The sequence below is a fragment of the Aeromonas sp. FDAARGOS 1416 genome, from assembly GCF_019048085.1.
In the GTDB taxonomy this organism is placed as follows: Bacteria; Pseudomonadota; Gammaproteobacteria; order Enterobacterales; family Aeromonadaceae; genus Aeromonas; species Aeromonas veronii.
The window spans coordinates 2,099,043-2,119,182 of sequence record NZ_CP077301.1 but is presented as its reverse complement, the minus strand read 5'-3'; the positions used below and the strand labels follow the sequence as shown (position 1 = coordinate 2,119,182).

General features: G+C 60.9%; 21 protein-coding genes. 15 read left to right on the top strand and 6 right to left on the bottom strand.

What is annotated here, in order from left to right; all coding sequences use genetic code 11:
- Positions 1–111: 111 nt before the first annotated feature.
- A complete protein-coding gene (locus I6L46_RS09320) occupies positions 112–3,255 on the bottom strand; it encodes a DUF3427 domain-containing protein (RefSeq protein ID WP_216978035.1) in 3,144 nt (1,047 codons plus the stop codon).
- A 214-nt stretch (positions 3,256–3,469) separates the two neighbouring features.
- On the opposite strand from I6L46_RS09320, the gene I6L46_RS09315 reads away from it, so the two are divergent.
- Together I6L46_RS09315 and I6L46_RS09310 are read left to right on the top strand one after the other, a co-directional pair.
- Complete coding sequence (locus I6L46_RS09315) at positions 3,470–3,733, top strand: hypothetical protein (protein ID WP_042056561.1); 264 nt, start codon at positions 3,470–3,472, stop codon at positions 3,731–3,733.
- A gap of 204 nt (positions 3,734–3,937) precedes the next feature.
- Positions 3,938–4,306: a VOC family protein gene (locus I6L46_RS09310; protein WP_005337594.1), complete on the top strand. Its 369-nt coding sequence runs from the start codon at positions 3,938–3,940 to the stop codon at positions 4,304–4,306.
- A gap of 122 nt (positions 4,307–4,428) precedes the next feature.
- Here the strand turns inward: I6L46_RS09310 and I6L46_RS09305 are convergent, their stop codons facing one another.
- On the bottom strand, positions 4,429–6,009 hold the full coding sequence (locus tag I6L46_RS09305; RefSeq protein ID WP_159143952.1) for a carboxylesterase: 1,581 nt from the start codon (positions 6,007–6,009) through the stop codon (positions 4,429–4,431).
- Positions 6,010–6,354: 345 nt separating this feature from the next.
- Here I6L46_RS09305 and I6L46_RS20780 point away from each other — a divergent pair, with 345 nt between their 5' ends.
- Together I6L46_RS20780 and rluF are read left to right on the top strand one after the other, a co-directional pair.
- Positions 6,355–6,477 (top strand): hypothetical protein, encoded by a 123-nt coding sequence (locus I6L46_RS20780; RefSeq protein WP_005350832.1) that lies wholly within the window; start codon positions 6,355–6,357, stop codon positions 6,475–6,477.
- On the top strand, positions 6,467–7,486 hold the full coding sequence (rluF, locus tag I6L46_RS09300; protein WP_216977947.1) for a 23S rRNA pseudouridine(2604) synthase RluF: 1,020 nt from the start codon (positions 6,467–6,469) through the stop codon (positions 7,484–7,486). Before I6L46_RS20780 ends, rluF begins: the two co-directional genes overlap by 11 nt.
- A 65-nt stretch (positions 7,487–7,551) precedes the next feature.
- Here rluF and I6L46_RS09295 read toward each other — a convergent pair whose 3' ends face one another.
- On the bottom strand, positions 7,552–8,814 hold the full coding sequence (locus tag I6L46_RS09295) for a cyanate transporter (protein WP_216977946.1): 1,263 nt from the start codon (positions 8,812–8,814) through the stop codon (positions 7,552–7,554).
- 176 nt (positions 8,815–8,990) lie between these two features.
- Here I6L46_RS09295 and I6L46_RS09290 point away from each other — a divergent pair, with 176 nt between their 5' ends.
- A complete protein-coding gene (locus I6L46_RS09290) occupies positions 8,991–9,833 on the top strand; it encodes a LysR family transcriptional regulator (protein ID WP_216977945.1) in 843 nt (280 codons plus the stop codon).
- A 75-nt stretch (positions 9,834–9,908) separates the two neighbouring features.
- Here the strand turns inward: I6L46_RS09290 and rsmS are convergent, their stop codons facing one another.
- Together rsmS and I6L46_RS09280 are read right to left on the bottom strand one after the other, a co-directional pair.
- Positions 9,909–10,064: a pleiotropic regulatory protein RsmS gene (gene rsmS, locus I6L46_RS09285; RefSeq protein WP_074042636.1), complete on the bottom strand. Its 156-nt coding sequence runs from the start codon at positions 10,062–10,064 to the stop codon at positions 9,909–9,911.
- Positions 10,065–10,158: 94 nt separating this feature from the next.
- On the bottom strand, positions 10,159–10,626 hold the full coding sequence (locus I6L46_RS09280; protein WP_021230653.1) for an acyl-CoA thioesterase: 468 nt from the start codon (positions 10,624–10,626) through the stop codon (positions 10,159–10,161).
- Positions 10,627–10,764: 138 nt separating this feature from the next.
- On the opposite strand from I6L46_RS09280, the gene I6L46_RS09275 reads away from it, so the two are divergent.
- Together I6L46_RS09275 and I6L46_RS09270 are read left to right on the top strand one after the other, a co-directional pair.
- Positions 10,765–11,403: a tellurite resistance TerB family protein gene (locus I6L46_RS09275; protein WP_042656069.1), complete on the top strand. Its 639-nt coding sequence runs from the start codon at positions 10,765–10,767 to the stop codon at positions 11,401–11,403.
- A gap of 153 nt (positions 11,404–11,556) precedes the next feature.
- Positions 11,557–12,015 carry a GNAT family N-acetyltransferase gene (locus I6L46_RS09270; protein WP_216977944.1) on the top strand — a complete coding sequence of 153 codons (459 nt, stop codon included), beginning with the start codon at positions 11,557–11,559 and terminating at the stop codon, positions 12,013–12,015.
- Between the two features lie 93 nt (positions 12,016–12,108).
- Here I6L46_RS09270 and I6L46_RS09265 read toward each other — a convergent pair whose 3' ends face one another.
- Positions 12,109–13,524, bottom strand: coding sequence for a PLP-dependent aminotransferase family protein (locus I6L46_RS09265; RefSeq protein WP_216977943.1), 1,416 nt, complete (start codon positions 13,522–13,524; stop codon positions 12,109–12,111).
- A 122-nt stretch (positions 13,525–13,646) separates the two neighbouring features.
- On the opposite strand from I6L46_RS09265, the gene I6L46_RS09260 reads away from it, so the two are divergent.
- The 8 genes from I6L46_RS09260 to I6L46_RS09225 all read left to right on the top strand — a co-directional run bounded on the left by I6L46_RS09260 (position 13,647) and on the right by I6L46_RS09225 (position 20,121).
- Entirely contained in the window at positions 13,647–15,218 is a 1,572-nt protein-coding gene (locus I6L46_RS09260; protein WP_139732364.1) for a cytochrome ubiquinol oxidase subunit I, read from the top strand.
- Entirely contained in the window at positions 15,218–16,357 is a 1,140-nt protein-coding gene (cydB, locus tag I6L46_RS09255; protein ID WP_204379963.1) for a cytochrome d ubiquinol oxidase subunit II, read from the top strand. The genes I6L46_RS09260 and cydB overlap by 1 nt, the downstream gene beginning before the upstream one ends.
- A 16-nt stretch (positions 16,358–16,373) precedes the next feature.
- Positions 16,374–16,484: a cytochrome bd-I oxidase subunit CydX gene (gene cydX, locus I6L46_RS09250; protein ID WP_005337572.1), complete on the top strand. Its 111-nt coding sequence runs from the start codon at positions 16,374–16,376 to the stop codon at positions 16,482–16,484.
- A gap of 121 nt (positions 16,485–16,605) precedes the next feature.
- Positions 16,606–17,565 (top strand): MBL fold metallo-hydrolase, encoded by a 960-nt coding sequence (locus tag I6L46_RS09245; protein ID WP_216977942.1) that lies wholly within the window; start codon positions 16,606–16,608, stop codon positions 17,563–17,565.
- Entirely contained in the window at positions 17,558–17,884 is a 327-nt protein-coding gene (locus I6L46_RS09240; RefSeq protein ID WP_216977941.1) for a hypothetical protein, read from the top strand. The genes I6L46_RS09245 and I6L46_RS09240 overlap by 8 nt, the downstream gene beginning before the upstream one ends.
- Positions 17,872–18,729 carry a DUF692 domain-containing protein gene (locus I6L46_RS09235; RefSeq protein WP_216977940.1) on the top strand — a complete coding sequence of 286 codons (858 nt, stop codon included), beginning with the start codon at positions 17,872–17,874 and terminating at the stop codon, positions 18,727–18,729. Before I6L46_RS09240 ends, I6L46_RS09235 begins: the two co-directional genes overlap by 13 nt.
- Positions 18,722–19,516 carry a putative DNA-binding domain-containing protein gene (locus I6L46_RS09230; RefSeq protein ID WP_216977939.1) on the top strand — a complete coding sequence of 265 codons (795 nt, stop codon included), beginning with the start codon at positions 18,722–18,724 and terminating at the stop codon, positions 19,514–19,516. The genes I6L46_RS09235 and I6L46_RS09230 overlap by 8 nt, the downstream gene beginning before the upstream one ends.
- Entirely contained in the window at positions 19,513–20,121 is a 609-nt protein-coding gene (locus I6L46_RS09225) for a DoxX family protein (RefSeq protein ID WP_216977938.1), read from the top strand. The genes I6L46_RS09230 and I6L46_RS09225 overlap by 4 nt, the downstream gene beginning before the upstream one ends.
- Positions 20,122–20,140 lie beyond the last annotated feature (19 nt).

The window sequence follows — 20,140 nt, the reverse complement described above, 5'->3', positions numbered from 1 at the left end:
TTAAACAACCGCAAGGCCGCATGGTTATTATGCAACTGGATAATTTAGCCGGGGTTTTGGGCGAGAATCCGGTGGGTTTTGCGTCATATCCCCACCGGGTGAGAAGCCTTACTAACCAACAGCCAGTTTGGCGGCCTCTTTCCACATAAATGGCGGCATCGGAGTAGTGAGACGCCATTTTATGTTCATCGGTTGGCTGCCTGTGTGGGATACGTACTCCACCTCACCAAAGTTCACAAAGCCAAGGGTGCGGCCAAATTCATCTTTGCTCTGCTCGCGGACGAACAGAAACAAGCGCTTACCTTCTGCTCTGTGGTTTATGTAACTCAGCCCCTTACCCCGTTCTGGGCGAGCGCTGTTTTGGCTCTGCCAATGAAACAGCGACTCGTTGATGGCGTAGTCGTGATAACGGGTGGTGGGGGAGAAGTGCTGTTCCGTTTTGTTCAAGGTCACGAACAGCAACTCGATATGTTGCTCTGCGATGACATAGACCCCTTCGCGAGCAGTGGGTTGCTGCGCGAAGGTAGTCGCGCCAAAGCCAACCAGCACCTGCTCTCTGGCATAACGGGCATGCAGCTGCAGTGGATTACCGGGAAGGTTTGGCATGGCGCTTTGTTCGTGCTGCACCCGGTTGATCAGCATGGGCAACAGATCTGCCAGCTCGGCCCTTAATTCAGGTTGATTGAGTTGTTTCAGGCTGTGCGCCAAGGAGCTAAAGCCAGCAGTGGGGCCGCTCTGTTGCCAGAAGTCGTAATGGCACATCAAGGCCATGCGTGCATCGTGCTCGGCCGTTAAGGTAAATGCGTCTGCCACCAAGGTTTGTAAGAAGTTCAAGTAATGGAGCGCATCGCAGCCCAATAGCCGGGTTTTGATGGCCCGGGTGTAGAGAGTCGACAGCTTTTCATCGCTCATTTCAGAAATGGTATGGTTGTGGGCCTGTTTGACCAAGGCGCTCCAATTGCCGCGCTTGTAGATCTCCTCAAGGCTAATGTGAGGGTAGAGCTTCAAAAAGTTCGCTAGTGTCAGAGGTAAATCGCAATCCTGTGAGAAACGGCGGATCAGGCCCATAAGGAGCGAGGTATTGAGAGTCGCCTTCTTGATATTGCTCAGAATTAACTCTTGGGTCTGTTTTGAGAGCTCGATGCGGCAACCCAAGGGGGCGTGAGGGAAGCCCTGTTTGATCTCGTGGCTGATCGCCTTGTTGGTTTTGCCCACCAGTGCCCGGAATTTCTGGGCAAAGTCATACTCAACACGGGCATTGCCAACAAAGTCCAACACGGTGCAGCACTCTTTATCGCTCGCCAGCCGCAGGCCGCGCCCTAATTGCTGTAAGAAGATGGTGAGACTTTCCGTTGGTCGTAAAAACAGCAAGGTATCGACTTCCGGGATATCAACCCCTTCGTTGAAGATGTCCACCACGCAGAGAATATTGATAACCCCAGTGCGCAAATCTTGTTGTTTACTATGCCGCTCGTCTCGATTATCGCTGGTGAGAATATCAGCCTTGATGCCCTTCAATAAAAAGGCCTTGCGCATAAAATCGGCATGTTCACGGCTCACACAAAATGCCAGTGCTTTGATCTTGGTAATATCGGTGACGATCTCATTGAGGCTCTGGACGATTTTCTGTACCCGCTGCTGATTGTGGGTATAGATATTGGTGAGCTCAGTGATGTCATAACGGCCATTTTTCCAAGCCACTTGGCGCAAGTCAGTATCATCATCGATACCAAAATATTGGAATGGACAGAGATGGCGACGATTAATGGCCTCTGGCAAGCGGATCTCTGCTGCGATGACACCACAAAAATCAGCGAGAATATCACCGCCATCATGGCGCTCTGGCGTTGCGGTCAATCCAAGCAGAATGTGAGGTTCAAAGGCGGCGAGCAAACCACGATAACTGGCCGCAGCAATATGATGAACTTCATCGATGACGATGTAATCGAAATAATCTGGGCTAAGACGTAAATTAGCCAGCTGGTTATTCAAGGATTGCACCGAGGCAAATAGTTGACGGTAGTGGGTTGGCACGGCGCCGCCGACCAAGAGTTCGCCAAAATTGGATTGCTTGAGCACACCGCGGTACGAGGCTAATGCTTGGCGCAAGATCTCCTCTTTGTGGGCGACAAACAGGAACTTGGCGTCGGGTTTGGTTTTCAGAAAACGCGCAAAATCAAAAGCGGAGATCAGGGTTTTCCCTGTACCAGTGGCCGCAACCACCAAGTTACGGAAGCGCTGGTGTAAAGCGCGCTCCATCGCCAATTGTTCAAGGATCTCCAGTTGATGGGGAAACGGCGTGATATCAAAGAAATAGGCAGGGCTATTTTTGTCCCCATCCCCACGGGCCTCTTGCAGTGCATGCTGCAATTTTGTACAGCTTTCGAGCTTGCCATCAAACAGCTCAAAATCATCGGATTCCCAATAGGTTTCAAAGGTACTTAGGGATTTCTCGATAATATGAGGGATCTCTTGCGAGGTGATTTTTAGGTTCCACTCCAAGCCGCTAGTGAGGGCAGAGTGAGAGAGATTGGAGGAACCTATATAGCCGGTATGAAAGCCGGTATTTCGGCAAAAGAGATAGCTCTTGGCATGCAACCGCTCGCGCTGGGTGTTATAGCTGAGTTTGACTTCGGTATTTGGGAGGCTGGCTAAAAATTCAACTGCCTTGGCGTCGGTCGCCCCCATATAAGAGGTAGTAATTACTTTTAATTGGCGGCCGCTGCGAGTGAACTCTTCCAGCTCATGACGGAAAATCCGGATACCTGCCCATTTGATAAATGAGACCAGCCAGCAGATGCTATCTGCCGATAATATTTCCCGTTTAATCTCCGACTCCATCGACAAACCCGCATTGCTGCCACAAAACAGTTCGCTCTGAGTGAGACCTGTCAGAGGGAAAATATCCTCGGCATATTGTTTTAAATTGGCGGAGATGGGGTTATCCAACAGGTAGAGCGCTGTCAGAATTTTTCCCTGACTATCGATGAGGTTCTCGCTAATAAAGTCTGGGTCTTGGGTGCGATCCTTTAGCCAAAGCAATAACTGGTTAGCCAGCTTGATCTGCCGTTGCAGCTGATCCTCTCCAGTTACCGAGCCCACCGCATATTCCAAAACCCGGCTCAGAAATCTGGATAACCAAACTGCCGCTTCGGCAGGTTCAAGCTGGCGTTCCCCTACGTAAAAGTGCTCGCGGTCGAGTCGAGATGTCAGCAGTTGAGTAATGAGCTGTTCATAAATACCGCATTGTTGCATCACGCACGAGCCTCGAACATTGTCTATAGAAGAAAGAGATAATATCATTTTTTTCATCTAAATCAGCATGTTATTATCGGTGGCATGTTTGGTTATGGAGCCCGTATTATTAATTTTTTCACGTGGCTCACAGATTCAAGATGTGGCAGCATTTTTTTCTTACCCCATGCTGGGCTTTATTACTGCCACTATCTGCAGTGACTGAGGAGTACAGATGTTCAAGAAACCGGTAGCGGTTGAACTGGAGGCCATCAATCAGGAAGGTGAGATACAGGTGGTGCGTGACAGCGGTCTGACCGTTCAAGGCTACAGCGTTTACTTGCGAGTCGAAGAGAGCAACGGCTGTGCCTTGGCAACCTGTGTGGCAGACTACGACACCATCGGCCCTGCCTACGAACTGGCAGAGCGGTTGAGTCAGGCGCTGGCCATCCCGCTCATTGTGATGACTCCAGAAGCATTAATGCCAGTGAAGAGTTAGCCAAACGCGACAACAGCAGCCATTGCAACGCCCAACTGAACACCCCTTAAAAATCACATCATCATTTGCGCTCTCTTTGCGCGCTACGGCACAAATGGGTTTCCCCTTGCCGGGTATGATGGGGTAGCCCGCCGTGGCGGCAGCAGTCGGATGCTTGCGGGCATATGCCGGTCACATCAGCCAGATCACCACCAGGAGGTAACCATGATCAGCCATATCGACCATCTGGTATTGACGGTCAGTGATATCGAACGGGCCGTGGCGTTTTACAGTTCGGTGCTCAATATGGAGGCCATTACCTTCGGTGCGGGGCGCCGGGCGGTAGGGTTTGGCAACCAGAAGATCAATCTGCAACTGCTGGGGCAGGAGCCGCGCAATCGGGCGCAGGTGGGGTCGGGAGATGTCTGCCTTATCACCCGCTGGCCGCTGGAGCAGGTGATGGCCCAGCTTGCCTGCCACGGGGTGGAGATTGTCGAGGGGCCGGTGACCAAAAGTGGCGCCTGCGGGCCGATAGAATCCATCTACTTCCTCGACCCTGACCAGAACCTGATAGAAGTGAGCATCTATCCCTGAGCCCACCAAGCCATCAGTCCCATCGCCATCTCCAGCAGAAAGGGGCCGTCACTTGACGGCCCCTTTCTTGTATCGCCATCGACCCAGCGCCAGTGCCTCTTTGCCGATACTCCAGAAACGCCCTAGAAAGGCGAGCTGCTCTCGTCGCTCTCCTGTAAAAACTGCTCCACTTCTGCCTGATAGGCCGCATCAGGTTGACCGCTGCTGGCAGGGATTACGGCGGCAGGACGAGCGACGGGAGGGGCGGTGAGGGTCTCCATCACCCGCTGCTGCAGATAGGGGTAGAAGGGGTTGGAAGAGGTGCGGGTGAGGGCGCCGGGGTTGACGATCAGCACACCGCGCTCGCCGCGCAGGGCCAGACCGCCGAGATTGATGCCGTATTGCTCCCGCTGCTCCGGGCGCGCCGCCATGCCATAGAGGGGGTCGTCCATCGGGAAGGGGAGCGCCACATGGGAGAGGGAGTAGATCTCCTTGGGATAATCGATACCCAGCGGGTGGAGCTGCTCAGGCTGGTCTGCACTGGCCAGCGTTCTGGCCTGCGTCGCGGGGGAGGAGGGTTCGACATTGCCCACCACGGTGAGGCGATAGTGCCCGGGGGCGTTTGGCAGCAAGCGGTGCAGTGCCAGCTCTGAGGCCGAGCTCATCAGCGGGCCAAACAGGGTGCTGCGGTTGATATCAAACAGCACCAGTTCGCTGCCGTTGGCCGGCAGGTAGTGGTAGAGATCGGCAATGATGGAGCGGGTGCTGACGGTGTAGTCCATCACCGACTGGAAGGTGAGGGCAGGGGGAAACGCCGCCAGCTCGCCACTGGCGGCCAGCTGGCGTACCTGCTGCTGGATGGCGTGGGTCAGGCGATAGGACTGGCGCGCGCCGTTGACCGGAAACGAGTTGTACTTGAACGGGTTGAACTCCGGCATGGTGTCGAGCCAGGCGGCGTTGGCAAAGGCGGGCAGCAGGGCAGGCACGGCCTTGAGCCCGGCGAAGCGGGCAAAGCGGGTCACCCCGATCATCGGGGAGATCAGCACCAGCCGATCCGGTTTTGCCAGCGTGCCGCTCGGGTCGGCCAGCGCATCGAGCGCATATTTTACCGCCAGCGCGCCGCCGTTGGAAAAGCCCACGAGATGCAGCGGCCGCTTGCCCGGTGCCAGCAATCTGGCCTCCCGCACCGCAAGTCGGGTGGCGGCCAGCCAGGTCTCCCAATCCACATCCACGAGGCCAGCGGGCACGGTGCCGTGGCCGGGGATCCGCAGCCCCAGCGCGATAAAGCCCTGCTGCTGATAGCGTCTGGCCAGATGGCGCAGGCTGTAGGGGGAGTCGGTCAGGCCGTGCAGCAGCACCGCTACCCCTTTGGCTTCCCCCTCGGGGCGCAGTAGGTAGGAGCGGTTCCAGTTCTGCTGAAAGCGGGCGGGATTGATGGGCGCGTCCTGATGGTAGCGATTGCTGGCCAGTTGCTGCTCGGGCGGTGTCTTGGCGACTACTTCGGTGGCCACTAGCTCGAACAGCTCTGCTTCGCGGGCCAGATAGGCTTGCCAGTCGCTGTTGTCGAGCTCATCGGCGCTGAGTTCGGGGGGCACCACTGTGTGCCACAGCTGCAGCGGCGCTGCCTGCCAGGCGAAGTAGGCGATCACCGCCCATGCGGTCAGCAACAGCAGCAACAGGGTCAGCAGAGCACGGCGAACAAGGCGGCGAGTGTGAGCCAGCATGGTGCAATCCTTGGCGATAGAGGTGGAGCCGCCTTTGGGCGGGCGAGTTCGGCGCAGCACATTGGGCGCGGCCAACCGGCTTAAAGCCTAATGGAAACAAGGTGATATGTATAGTTGATGGCGTTCGTCCGCGCTGGCTGTGGGCACCAGATCCTGCCGTTGGCATCAGGCTGGCCGTTCGAAGGCTGCATCGCGGGCCATCTGGCGCTGTGAACTTATCCGCGGATGCCAGCTTGGGCGCTGCGACCTTGCAACTATCTGCCCCTGAAAGGGGGCAATTATGCTACTGTAGCGGCGTTTTTTGATGGATAAGCTGGCATTGGCCTTTTTTGAAGATGGAATGGTATGCAGAATTTTGACGTAGTGAATTGGCTGATGCAGCAAACAGCCTCCCCGGCACAGCCGGAACAGGCGATGGCACAACCGGGCGCGGCCCAGACCCTGTGGCAGGTGACCCATGCTGGCTAACGAATCCATGCGCCTGAACAAATACATCAGCGAGAGCGGTATTTGCTCGCGCCGCGAGGCCGACCGCTTTATCGAGCAGGGCCACGTCTTTATCAACGGCAAGCGCGCCGGGATCGGCGATCAGGTGCAGGTTGGCGATCTGGTCAAGGTGAACGGTCAGGTGATCGAGCCGCGCGAGGCGGACAGTCTGGTGCTGATCGCTCTCAACAAGCCGGTGGGTATCGTCAGTACCACAGAGGCGGGCGAGAAGGACAACATCGTCGATTTCGTCAACCACAGCACCCGGGTCTTCCCCATCGGGCGGCTCGACAAGGATTCGCAGGGGCTGATTTTCCTCACCAACCACGGCGATCTGGTCAACAAGATCCTGCGGGCGGGCAACGATCACGAGAAAGAGTATCTGGTGACCGTCGACAAGCCGGTGACCGACGAGTTTGTGCGCGGCATGGCTGCCGGGGTGCCGATCCTCGGTACTGTGACCAAGAAGTGCAAGGTGAAGAAAGAGGCGCCGTTCGTCTTTCGCATCACCTTGGTGCAGGGGCTTAACCGCCAGATCCGCCGCATGTGCGAGCACTTCGGTTTTGAAGTGACCAAGCTGGAGCGCATCCGCATCATGAACGTCAGCCTCAAGGGGCTGCCGGTGGGCGAGTGGCGCGATCTCACCGACGACGAGCTGATCGATCTGTTCAAGCTGATTGAGGACTCCTCCTCCGAGGTGAAACCGGCCAAAGGCGACAAGCCTAAGGCGGCCAAGGCTCCTGCGGCGCAAAGCGCCAAACCGGCCCAAGGCAAGAAGCCGCGCCGCGATGACGATCACGAGATTGGTGGTCGCCCCAATGTGCCGGGCCCGGAAGCCTTCGAGAAGAAGCTGCCGGTGGGCAAGGGGGGCGCGGGCAAAGGTGCGGCCAACAAGGGCTGTGCTGGCAAAGGGGCCCCCGGCAAGGGTGGCAAACCGGCGGCAGGCAAGCCGCGCACCGCTAACAGCGGACGGCAGAAGAAGGGGCGCTGAGTTGCCCCTCTGAGTGGCGTCAGCCGCCAGTCATCTCCAATACGGTTATCTCCAACACACCGGCCTCAGGCCGGTGTGTTGCTTTGGGCCGCAGCGCTGGCCGGGAGGGGCGCCGAGATGGTCGGCTCGCTGGCGGTCGGTAACCGCATGACGCGGTGGTAGTGGCGCGGGTCGAGACGCAGTACCAGCAGGCTCATCAGCAGCAAGCCCCCCAGTTGCCACTGCCAGGCGGCGGCGAAGTCGCCAAACAGGTGATAGAGGCGCGCCGCCACCCAGGGGCCGGTGGCCGCCAGCATAAAGCCGAAGCCCTGCATCAGGGCGCTCAGGGTGCCGGCGCGGCGCGGGTCGGGCAGGTGATCGAGCGCAATCACCATGATCAGCGAAAAACTGCCGCCAAGACCGGCGCCGCACAGCATGCACCAGAGGATCGGGGCACTGGCTGGCGCCAGCCATAGGCCGCCGAATCCCGCCAGCTGCATGGCGATGGCAAGGCCCATCCACGGCCGCCGATCCAGACTGCGCGCCGCCAGCAGCGGCAGGCCGAGGCCGCTGGCAGTCTGCGCCAGCGCCAGCCAGGCGACCAGTTCGCCCGCCTGCGCGGCGCTCCACCCCTGCGCCATATAGGCGGGGGCCAGCCAGGCCACTACGATGCCGTAACCGCTATTGATGATGCCAAAGCAGACGATCAGCAACCAGCTGCGGGGCAGGGTGATCAGCCGCTGTTCGCCGTGGGGAATGGCGACCGCGGCGGCCCGTGGCAGACGCACTGTCCACCCTAGCCAGACGAGGGCCAGCAGCACCGGCAGGCTCCAGAGCGCCAGCGCCCGCGACCAGTCGAGGCTCGCCGCCAGCCTTGGGGTAAGGCTGGCCCCCAGCGCCCCGCCCCCCATCATGCAGGCAGAGAAGATCCCCATCACCAGCGGCACCTTGTGGGCGAAGGCCTGCTTGATCAGTGCGGGCAGCACTCCCTGCACCAGTGCCGACCCCAATCCACAAAGCGCCGCGCTGGCGATCAGCAAGGCACCGCTTTGGGCATCGAAGCGCATGGCGCTACCAATACCGAGCAGCAGCAGGGCCGCCCCCAATAGTTGGCGCGCACTGGCGCGCCGACGCAGGCTTGGGGTGAGCAGCACGCCAATCCCGATGAGCCAGAGCGGCAACAGGGTAAGCCAGGCGAGGGTGTCCATCCCCAGAGCCAGACGCTGGTCAATGGCTTGGGCCAGCGGGCCGATGGCGGTAAGAAAGGGGCGCAGGTTCAGGCCAATCAGGATCACCAGCACCAGCAGGGCCGTCTGGCCTGCGGGATGATCCGCATTTCGTTGATTCATCGGGTGCTGTTTCCGGTTCTGGGAGAAACAGGGGGCATTCGGGACGCGGAGTCATCGGGGCTGAACATGGCAGATCACCGTCAAAGGAGGCAAAAGCGCCAGCCTAGCGGGGGCGAAAGTCATTTGGAAATTAAATGATAGAATGGGCTTCAGTGGTTTTGTAAATGGAGTGCCCCATGCTGGATCCCCTGTTACTGCGCAGTTTTGTCGCCATTATCGACACCGGCAGCTTTACCCGCGCCGGTGAACGGGTCCATCTGACCCAATCCACCATCAGCCAGCAGATCCGCCGCCTTGAGCAGCAGCTTGGCTGCCCGCTGCTGGATCGCTCCGGTCGGCAGGTGGTGGCGACGGCCGAGGGGGAGCAACTGCTGGGGCTGGCCCGGCGCATTCTGGCGCTGCTGGCACAGGCCGAGGAGCAGGTGAGCGAGGGGAGCATATCGCTCAGCCTCGGGGTGCCGGAGGATTTCGCCGCCGGTGCCATCACTCCGGTGCTGGCCGCCTTTGCCCGCGACTACCCCGAGGTGCGGCTGGAGGTGGAGAGCGGCCTGAGCCACCACATCTGGCAGCGCTTCGCGGCGGGGGAGCTGGATCTGGCGCTGGTCAAGCAGACTCGCGGTCAGGGTTCGCCCCTTGCCAGCTGGCGCGAGCCGCTGGTGTGGGTCGACAGTCGCGACTGGCCCGCACGGGAACGGGATCCGCTGCCGCTGGTGGTGTTCCCGAGCGAAGGGCTCTATCGGCGGCAGATGACCGAGGCGCTCGATGGCCTCGGTCGGCGTTGGCGTATTGCCTATGTCAGCGCCAGCCTTGCCAGTTTGCAGGGGGCGGTGAGCGCGGGGATCGGGGTGAGCTTGCTGCCCAAACGGTTGATGCCCGCCGATCAGCTGGCCCTGACCCAGTGGCCCAAGGTGGCATCGGTGGAGCTGGCGCTCCATGCCGGTGGACGCGGGAGCGAGCCGCTCACCCGCTTGAGCGCGGCCCTGATCGCCCTCTGTGACGAGGTGATGGGGCCACAGTGAGTGGCTATGTGGGGAAAACTTCTGTGGGGAAAAACTGACGTCGGCAAGATAAGGCGGAAAAAGTACGGGGAGGGATCAGTGATCCTTCCCCTCCGCCAGCTTGCGCTCGTAATCCTGTTTCACGATGGCCAGAGCCGCCAGTACCAGCTCGGGGGCCAGCTGGTTGGTTTCCAGCAGTTCAATCAGATCCACCGCGAGTTTCACCTCGGGTGGGGCAGTTTCCAGTGACATGGGCAGGGTTCCGGTTGCGGGAAGAGGGGGGATTATACAGGGGCGCCGTCGTTGGCCGAAAGCGCCCGCGCTGTCGGGCTGTGAGGCATGAAGGTCAGAGGTGCTGACGCATCTCCTTGTCGATCTCCTCGCGCAGGGCAATCAGCTTTTTGGCGTACTGCTGCAACTGCAGATCGCTCTCGCTCACCGGTTGCCACTGGGGCACCGGGGTCGGTTTGCCCTGCTCATCCATCGCCACAAAGATGATGATGCAGTGGGTGGTCTTGTGGCGCTCGGTGTCGGTGGGGTGGCGGCTGTAGACATCCACCGCCAGATGCATGCTGGTGGTGCCGGTGTGGATCACCTGAGCGTGAACCTCCACCAGCTGGCCAATCTGGATGGGGCGCAAAAAGCGGATCCCCCCCACATAGACGGTCACCGCATAGCCGCCACACCAGCCAGCAGCGCAGGCATAGCCCGCCTGATCTATCCACTTCATCACCATGCCGCCGTGTACCTTGCCGCCGAAATTGACGTCGGAGGGTTCGGCCAGAAATTGCAGGGTCAGTTCGCGATTTGGCACAGTTACATCCTTATTGCCTGAAGGGTTTCCCTGAGCTTTGCCCCATCGGCCTGCCCGGTCAAGGGTTCATCCCCGATTCAGGGGGGCGGGGTCACTATCTGGCTCTATCGACGGGAACATAGCCGCAGGAGTGACACCATGAAACAGATGCTGGAACAGTTACTGGGGGCTGGCAAAGGCTGGCTCAACGAAGGCGGAGACAAGCGCAAGGGGCAGATGCAGGGGGCGCTGGCCGGTGGCGCGCTCGGTCTGCTGCTGGGCAATAAAAAAGTGCGCAAATATGGTGGCAAGGCCGCTGCCGTGGGGGGCGCTGCGGCCCTTGGCGGGCTGGCCTACAAGCTCTATCAGGATTGGCAGGCCCAGCAGGCGGCACCGGCCCAGCCTACCCATCCCATCAGCGGGCTGGAAGGCAATGCGCTGGATGCCCGTGCGGCGCTTTTGGTGCGCGCCATGGTGGCAGCAGCCCGGGCCGATGGCCATATCGACGGCGCCGAGCGCCAGAAAATTCAGGAGTACCTGACCGAACAGGGCCAGAGCGATGTCGCCCGCTGGATTGACGCCGAGCTGGCTCGCCCCCTCGATCCCCACGCGCTGGCGCGGGAAGTGACCGATATGGAGCTGGCCACCGAGGTCTATCTCGCCTCCCTGCTCGCCATCGAGGTGGATCACTTTATGGAGCGCGGTTATCTCGACGAACTGGCGCGCGCCCTCAAGCTCGATGACAACCTCAAAGGGAGCATCGAGCGTCAGGTGGCCCAACTTAACGCCCCCGCCTGATACCCCTCATCGCCATGGATTGCCGATAACGCCCCGCTCATGGGGCGTTGTTGTTTCTGCTGCCCGTTAAAAGATGCGGATGAGCCTATTTGGATTGCGGGGCACAGCCCCTAAGATGGCGCAGGACCATCACCTTTTCGCAAGGAGCAACCGTTGGAGATACGCAAGGCAACCGAACTGGATATCGACGCCATTGTCGAGCTGAACCGGCAGATAGGAGAGATCCACCATCAACACTATCCCGAGGTGTTCTGCCCCCCTTCACCAGAGGAACGGGGGTTCTTATTGAGCGCCATCGGCGCGGAAGGGCGTCTGTTCTGCGTTGCCGAGCAGGATGGCAGGGTGGTGGGCTTTTTGACTGCGCGGATCGACATCAATGACTCTGTGCCGTTTCTCACCCGTGCGCCGATTTGCCGTATCGGCTCCGTGGTGGTGGATGAGCAGCACCGCTCCCGCGGGATTGGCAAGGCGCTGATCGCCCATTGCGATGAGTGGGCCAAGGCCCGTGATGCTCAGCAAATCCGGCTGGAGGTGATGGCCTTCAACGAGCGCGCCCAAGCGCTCTACGAGGCGCTGGGCTTCAAGGTGCAGTCGCAGATCATGGCCAGATGAGCTGTTTGTTATGGCGAGTAACGCCGCGTCACTCCCCAACTACAAAGGCCCGTTACGGGCCTTTGTTCGTTTCGCCAGCGGCTCTTTGCCACGTTACTTTTCGCTGAGTTGCGCGGCAATCAGCGCGGCCAGTCGGGTGAGGGCCTGCTCCAGCTGTTCGCTCCAGGGATGGGAGCTATTGAGGCGCAAGCAGTGGTTGTGTTGCCCCTGACTGGAGAAGAGCGCGCCGGGGGCCACTGAAAAACCGCTGCCCAGAGCCTTGGCGTGCAGGGCTCGGCTGTCGAAATGGGCAGGCAGTGCCAGCCAGAGAAAGTAGCCGCCATCGGGGGAGGAGATCCGCACTTCGCTGGGCAACAGCCGTTGCAGGGCCGCCCGCATCTGCTGCTGGCGCTGGGCCAGGGTGTGGCGCAGGCGGCGAAAGTGGGCATCGACCCCGCCCTGGCGCAGCATCTCGGCCAGCGCCAGCTGGCTCGGTACATTGGTGGAGAGGGTGGACATCAGTTGCAGCCGCTGCACCCGCTCTGCATGGGGTCCCGCCACCACCCAGCCGACCCGAAAGCCCGGCGCCAGACACTTGGAAAATGAGCTGCAGAGCAGGCTGTCGCCACGCTGATCCCAGTGGCGGATCGGCTTGGGGCGCTCGCGGCCGAAGTAGACCTCGGCATAGACGTCATCCTCCACCAGCGGCACCTTGTGGGCGTTGAGCAGTGCCATCAGCCCCTGTTTGTGCGCATCGGGCATGGTGTGGCCCAGCGGGTGCTGCACATTGCCCATCAGCCAGCACGCCTTGATCGGCATCTGGCTGAGGGCATCTTCCAATAGCGCCAGATCGATACCCACCCCCGGGATCACCGGGATCTCTACCGCCTTGAGTTTCAGCCGCTCGATGGCCTGAAGGGCGCCATAGAAGGTGGGGGACTCCACCACCACCCAGTCACCGGGCTCGGTCAGCACCTGCAGGCTAAGGGAGAGCGCCTCCATGGCGCCGGTGGTGATGATGATCTCCTGCGGATTGACCGCCACTCCGTCGCTGGCGTAGCGCTGGGCGATGGCGCGGCGCAGCGCTTCGTTGCCGGGGGGCAGGTCGGCCACCGTGCTGAAGGGATCGAGTTTGCGCATGCAGCTGGCCAGCGCCCGCCCGAGCTGGGGATGGGGGAACAGGGTCGGGTCTGCTACCGACATGCCAAGGGGCACCAGATCCCGCGATTTGCTCGCCTGCAACACTTCGAACACCAGATCGTTGATATCCACCGAGCCGCTGTAGTGAGTTTGGCTCAGCGTGTGCTGCACGACCTGTGGTGAGGCGGCTTTGACGTAGTAGCCGGACTGGGGGCGGGCGAGGATCCGCCCCTGACTTTCGAGCAGTTGATAAGCCTGCAACACCGTCATGGGGCTGAGCCCGTGGGTCTTGCAGCTCTGGCGAATGGAGGGGATACGCTCCCCCGGTTGCCAGATGCCATCGTCGATCTGGCTTTGCAGGCGGTCGGCCAACTGCTGGTAAAGGGACATGATCTGGATCAACTGTTATAGGTGTAATTCAATATAACTGCATCTGTTATAGGTGTCATGCTCCGTGATGTACTTGTCACGCACGAAACGTGCAAGGCAAATACAACAAAAGAGAGTGACGCATGATCAATCCGGATGACGTGGTCAGCCTGTCTCGCCTGCAATTTGGCGCCACGGCCCTGTTCCACTTCCTGTTTGTGCCCCTCACGCTGGGGTTGTCCTGGATCCTGGTGATCGCCGAGTCGGCCTATGTGATGACCGGCAAGGTGATCTATCAGGACATCACCCGCTTCTGGGGCAAACTGTTTGGCATCAACTTCGTCATGGGGGTCACCACGGGGATCACCATGGAGTTTCAGTTCGGCACCAACTGGGCTTATTACTCCCACTACGTGGGGGACATCTTCGGTACCCCGCTGGCCATCGAGGGGCTGATGGCCTTCTTCCTCGAATCGACCCTGGTGGGGCTCTTCTTCTTCGGTTGGGACAAGCTCTCCCGCGGCAAGCACCTGCTGGTGACCATGCTGGTGGCGCTCGGCTCCAATCTCTCGGCGCTGTGGATCCTGATCGGCAACGGCTGGATGCAAAACCCGGTGGGGGCCGAGTTCAACCTGCTGACCCAGCGCATGGAGCTGGTGGATATCGCCGCCGTGCTGTTCAATCCGGTGGCGCAGGTGAAGTTCGTTCACACGGTGGCGGCGGGCTATGTGGCCGCCTCCATGTTTGTGATGGGGGTGAGCAGCTGGTATCTGCTGCGCAAGACGGAAGTGCAGTTTGCCCTGCGCTCTTTTGCCATTGCCTCCGGCTTTGGGCTGGCGGCCATCCTCTCGGTCATTGTGCTGGGGGATGAGTCGGGCTATCGCACCGGCGAGGTGCAGAAGGTGAAACTCGCCGCCATCGAGGCGGAGTGGGAGACCGAGCCAGCGCCAGCCTCCTTTACCCTGTTCGGCTTCCCGGATCAGACTGCCGAGACCACCCACGCAGCCATCAAGATCCCGTATCTGATGGGGATCATCGCTACCCGCTCCATCGACGAGGCGGTGACCGGCCTCAAGGATATCAAGGTGCAGAACGAGGCACGCATTCGCAGCGGCATGGTGGCGGCAGAGGCCCTCGAGCAGATCCGGCAGGGTGATGACACCCCGGCCAACCGTGCCCGCTTCGAGCAGCACGGCAAGGATCTTGGCTACGGCATGCTGCTCACCCCCTATGCCAGCAATATCGCCAAGGCTGGTGAGGCGGAGATTGCCAAAGCGGTCGATGACTCCATCCCGCCAGTGGCGCCGCTCTTCTGGGGCTTTCGGGTGATGGTGGGGCTTGGTGTCACCATGCTGGGGCTGATGGTGGTGAGCTTTGTTCAGCTCTGCCGCAACCGGCTGCAAGACTCGCCACGGCTGCTCAAGACCCTGCTCTGGAGCATTCCGCTGCCCTGGATTGCCATCGAGGCGGGCTGGCTGGTGGCCGAGCTCGGCCGTCAACCCTGGACCATCAGCGATGTGCTGCCGGTGTCGGCCTCGGTCTCTTTGCTTCAGCCGGGCCAACTCTGGTTCAGCCTGATCGCCATCTGTTCCATCTATACCCTGTTGCTGGTGGTGGAGCTGTTCCTGTTGCGCCATGTGATCCGCAAGGGGCCCGCCATTCTCCATACCGGCCGCTACAGCGGTGAACAACCCGAACTTGCGAGGATCGCCTGATGGATTACGCAACCCTGAAACTCATCTGGTGGGCGCTGGTGCTCTTCATGATGGTCGGTTTTATCGTGATGGATGGCTTCGATCTCGGCATCGCCATGCTGCTGCCGGTGGTGTCGAAAGATGACAACGACCGCCGTCTGGTGATCAACAGCGTGGGGCCGGTGTGGGAGGGCAATCAGGTGTGGCTGATTGCCGGTGCCGGTGCCCTGTTCGCCGCCTGGCCGCTGGTCTATGCCGCCGCCTTCTCGGGGCTTTATATCCCCATGGTGGTGCTGCTGCTCGGGCTATTTTTGCGTCCGGTCGGTTTTGACTATCGCAGCAAGCTGGCCGATCCGGTGTGGCGCCGCTGGTGGGATCGGGCACTGGTAGCCGGTGGCCTGATACCGGCGCTCATCCTCGGTGCTGCTATCGGTCTGGTGATGGAGGGGCTGCCGTTTCGCTTCGACACGGCGCTGCGTCTGCACTACGGCGCATTCGACTTCCACTGGGGCTGGCTGCTCTCGATGCTGGCCACCGCCATCACCCTGTTGCTACTGCACGGCGCCGGTTTTCTGCAAGCCAAGGTGACTGGCACCCCTGCGCTGCGCGCACGGGGCATCGCCATCCTGCTGGCCCCGCTGGTGAGCCTCTGCTACCTGCTGGCCGGCTGGCATCTGGTGGATCTGCAAGGGTTTCAGCTGACCGGTGTCGGCACACAACCCTTTGACCCGAATGCTGCCATCAGCCCGCTGATGAAGGGGGTGATCCCCCACGCCGGAGGCTGGCTGCGCAACTATTTTGACTATCCGCTGCTGTGGCTGGTGCCGATCATCGGGGCGCTGGCGCCGCTGGTGAGCGGGATTGCCTCCTGGCTGGAGCGGGGCCGGATTGCGCTGCTGGCCAGCGCCATCGCCTGCGCCGCCATGCTCTGCTCGGTGGCCATCGCCCTGTTCCCCTTTGTGCTGCCTTCATCCCTCGATGCGGTCAGCAGCCTGACCCTGTGGGACTGCACCTCCAGCTACAAGACCCTGGCCATCATGTTCGGCCTCGTGCTGGTGCTGATGCCGGTCAACCTGGGCTACACCGGCTGGGTCTATCGGGTGGTGCGCGGCAAGCTCGACCGTGCCCGCATCAAGCGCGACAGCCATCAACTCTACTGACCTCAAGGGATCTGCTATGTGGTACTTCACCTGGATTTTGGGCCTCGGATTCGCCCTGCTGCTGGGCCTGTGCAACCTGCTCTGGCTGGAAGCGCGCTGGCAGGCGGACGAACGGGACGGTAACTGACGGCGGGGTTCGCGCCCCGCCACGGCCGGTGGTTGGCGTTCACGCGTCGCCATCGGCCCCTCTCTCCCCCTCTTTAAACGACACACACTTTCAACCGACAACCAACCGACAGGTAATTGTGATGAAACAGAGATTGAAAGCGGTGGCGCTGGCCATCGGCTGCGCGCTCACCGTCGCCCCGGCCTGTGCCGAGCCGGTACAACTGACACCACTGGATAAAACCTTCACCCTGCAGGTACTCGGCAGTGGTGGCCCCATCTCCGACGACCTTCGCGCCTCCTCCAGCGAGGTGATCTGGTGGAAGGGGAAATCCCGCATCCTGATCGATGCCGGTGGCGGCGTCTACCTGCGCTTCGGCCAGGCGGGGGCCAAGCTCGAAGAGGTCGATTTTATCGGCATCACCCACTTCCACACCGACCATGTGACCGACCTGCCCGCCCTGCTCAAGGGGGCCTACTTCTTCGAACGCAGCGATCCGCTGGATCTGGCGGGGCCCGAGGCTGGTTCGGCCTTCCCTAGCATGAGCGGCTACTTCGATGCCCTCTTCAACAAGGACAAGGGCGCTTATGCCTACCTGAGCGGTTTCAAGGATGGCACCGATGGCCTCTTCCCCATCACCTTGCACGATGTGCCCTACCAGAGCCCGCAGCCCCACACCGTCTATCAGCAGGATGGGCTGACCATCACCGCGCTCGGCATCCCTCACGGTGACGTGTCCTGTCTGGCCTATCGCATCGAGAGCGCCGAGGGGACCATCGTTATCTCTGCAGATCAGAACGGCAGCAACCCGGCCTTTGTGCCGTTTGCCAAGGGGGCCGACATTCTGGTGATGCCGCTCGCCATCCACGAAGGGGCCGACCCTGTCTCCGCCTCGCTTCACGCCAAGCCATCTGTGGTGGCCAAAATTGCCTCCGAGGTGAACCCCAAGCTGCTGGTGCTCAACCACTGGATGGGGTTGGGGTTGAGCCGCAAGAGCGAGGCGCTCGACATCGTCAAGTCGCAGTTCCGCGGTCAGGTGATTGCCGCCCGCGATCTCTCCAGCTACCCAGTTTCATCCGTCAAGGAGTCCACTCATGAGTAACCCAAGCAGCAACAAAACCAACAAACTGACCCTCTCCATCGCCATGACCAGCCTGATTGCCCTGACCCCGGGGCTGGCGCTGGCGGCCACCCCGAGCGATGCGCCGGTGAAAGCCGCCCCCAGCGAACAGCACGGCGGCAAGTGTGCGGCGGGCAAGTGCGGCACCGAGAAGCGCTTTGAGAAGCAAGCCCTCGACAGTGATCCGCAGGGGCGGCTGGTACGCGCCCGCGATGGCAAGTGTGGCGTGGCGGGCGAGGGGATTGATGGCAATACATCCAGCCAGGGCAGCAAGATGACGGAGGGGGTATGCGGCCAATAAGCTCCCGCAGTCGGGGGATCGGGCTGCGTCAGGAGCATCTGGATGCGCTCTGCGCCGGCCCCGTCCGCCCCGGCATCGACTTTCTCGAGCTGGCGCCGGAGAACTGGATGGCCATCGGCGGCGCCAAGCGGGCGCAGCTGCATCAGCTGGCCGAGCGTTACCCGCTGGTGGCCCACGGCCTCAGCCTCTCCCTCGGCGATTGCCAGCCCCTCAATCGCACCCTGCTCAGTCAAATCCGCACCTTTCTGGACGAGTTTGGCATCGAGATCTATAGCGAGCATTTGAGCTTTTCCCGCGACCAACAGGGTTATCTCTACGAGCTATTACCTGTGCCGCGCCAGTGGGAGAACATCCCCTATCTGGCAGAGCGGATCGCGCAGGTGCAGGAGGCGCTGGCCCGCCCGCTGGTGCTGGAAAATATCTCCTACTACCACGGCTATGACCACGAGATGCCGGAGGAGGATTTTCTCGCCGAGCTGGTGGCGCGCAGCGGCTGCGAGCTGCTGCTCGATATCAACAACGTCTTTGTAAACAGCCGCAACCACGGTTACTGCCCCAAGCGGATGATCGCCTGGCTGCCGAGCAATGCGATCCGTTACTTCCATATCGCCGGTCATCTGGAAGAGGCAGACGGCACTTTATTGGATACCCATGGCAAACCGGTGTGCGAGGAGGTGGTGGCGCTGGCCCGTTATACGGTGCAGACCCATGGCCTGCGTCCCCTGCTGCTGGAGCGGGATCACCATCTGCCGCCGCTGGCCGAGCTGGAGGCCGAGCTGGCGCGGGTGCATGGCGCCTGTTGTGAGGCGATCGACCGTCAGGTGCGGGAGGTGCGTTATGGATAGACGGTTATCTCTGGTCACTGCGTCCAAAACGGCGCCGCAGCGAATGCAGCAGCAGACCGCCTGGCTGGCGAGCCGGGTGCGGCTGCCGCAGGATGGCATCGCCAGCCACTATGCCCGCAGCGTGCGCGCCAATGTGGAGTCGGTGCTGGAGAGCGCCTTTCCGCTCACCCACGCTCACTGGGCGCCGGTGGACAGGTGGCAGTTGGTGGAGGGCTTTGTTATCCAGCACGGCGCCGAGGCCCCGGAGTTTCACCATATCGCCACCGAGTTTGTCCGCTATGTGCAGCATCGCCACGGCGAGGGCTCTCTCAACTGGCCCAGGCAGCGGCTGGCGCTGCTGGAGTACGAGTGGGCCTGCCTCTGTGTCGAGATTGATGAAGGGGTAGTGCCGCAAGTTATATCGGGGGTTGAGGTGACGGCGGAGAGTTCATTTCGGCTCAATCCCACCCTGCAACTGCTTGAGCTCCCCTTTGCCATTCGTCGCAGCGGCGTGGTGCCGACCCGGCAGGGCAACCACTTCTATGGCCTGTTTCGCAGCCCGGAACATCAGGTGGTGACCCAGCGCTTGCGCGAATGGGACGTGGCCCTGATCCAGCTGCTGCAACAGCAACCGGGGATCACCCAAGCCGCGTTCCAGCAACAGGTGCAACAGGTTCGCAGTGATTTTGATCTGAGCGAGTGGGCGCGCCATTTTCACCGGCTGGGTCTGTTGACCTTGCCCGTCGGTGAGCGCCAGCCCGGCGCCCCCTTGCACCCATTTAGCAAACACCAAGGAGAATTCCCATGAACAACACCCTGATCCAGTGGTACGAGCGGGCGGTGGCCCAGTGCAAGCGGCTCGATTTTCTGGCCCTGCTGACCATTCGCCTCTATCTCATTCCGGTCATCTATGTGGGGGCCCACTCCAAGGTGATGGGCTTTGCCGGCACCGTCGCCTGGTTTGGTGCCCCGGTCTCGGAAGGGGGGCTCAACCTGCCGTTCCCGACCCTGCTCGCCTTTCTGGCGGCGGGCACCGAGGTACTGGGCTGCATCTGCATCGCCCTTGGCCTCTTTACCCGTATCATGGCCATTCCCACCATCTTCCTGATGAGCGTGGCGAGCGCCATGGTGCACTGGAAGCACGGCTGGGACGCCATCGCCACCGGCAGCATGGAGGCCACTGTGCGCCTCAACGGCTTTATCGAGTGGCTGGCCGCCAACTTCCCCGGTCGCTACAACTACATCACCGAGCTCGGGGATCCCGTGATGCTCAACAACGGGATGGAGTTTGCCGCCACCTACTTCGTGATGCTGCTGGTGCTGCTGGTTTACGGCGGGGGCCGCTACGTCAGCCTCGACTACTGGCTCAAGCGGGCGGTGACCGGCAAAGCAGGCGTGCAACAGGCGGCATAAGGCTTGCCCACGGATAACA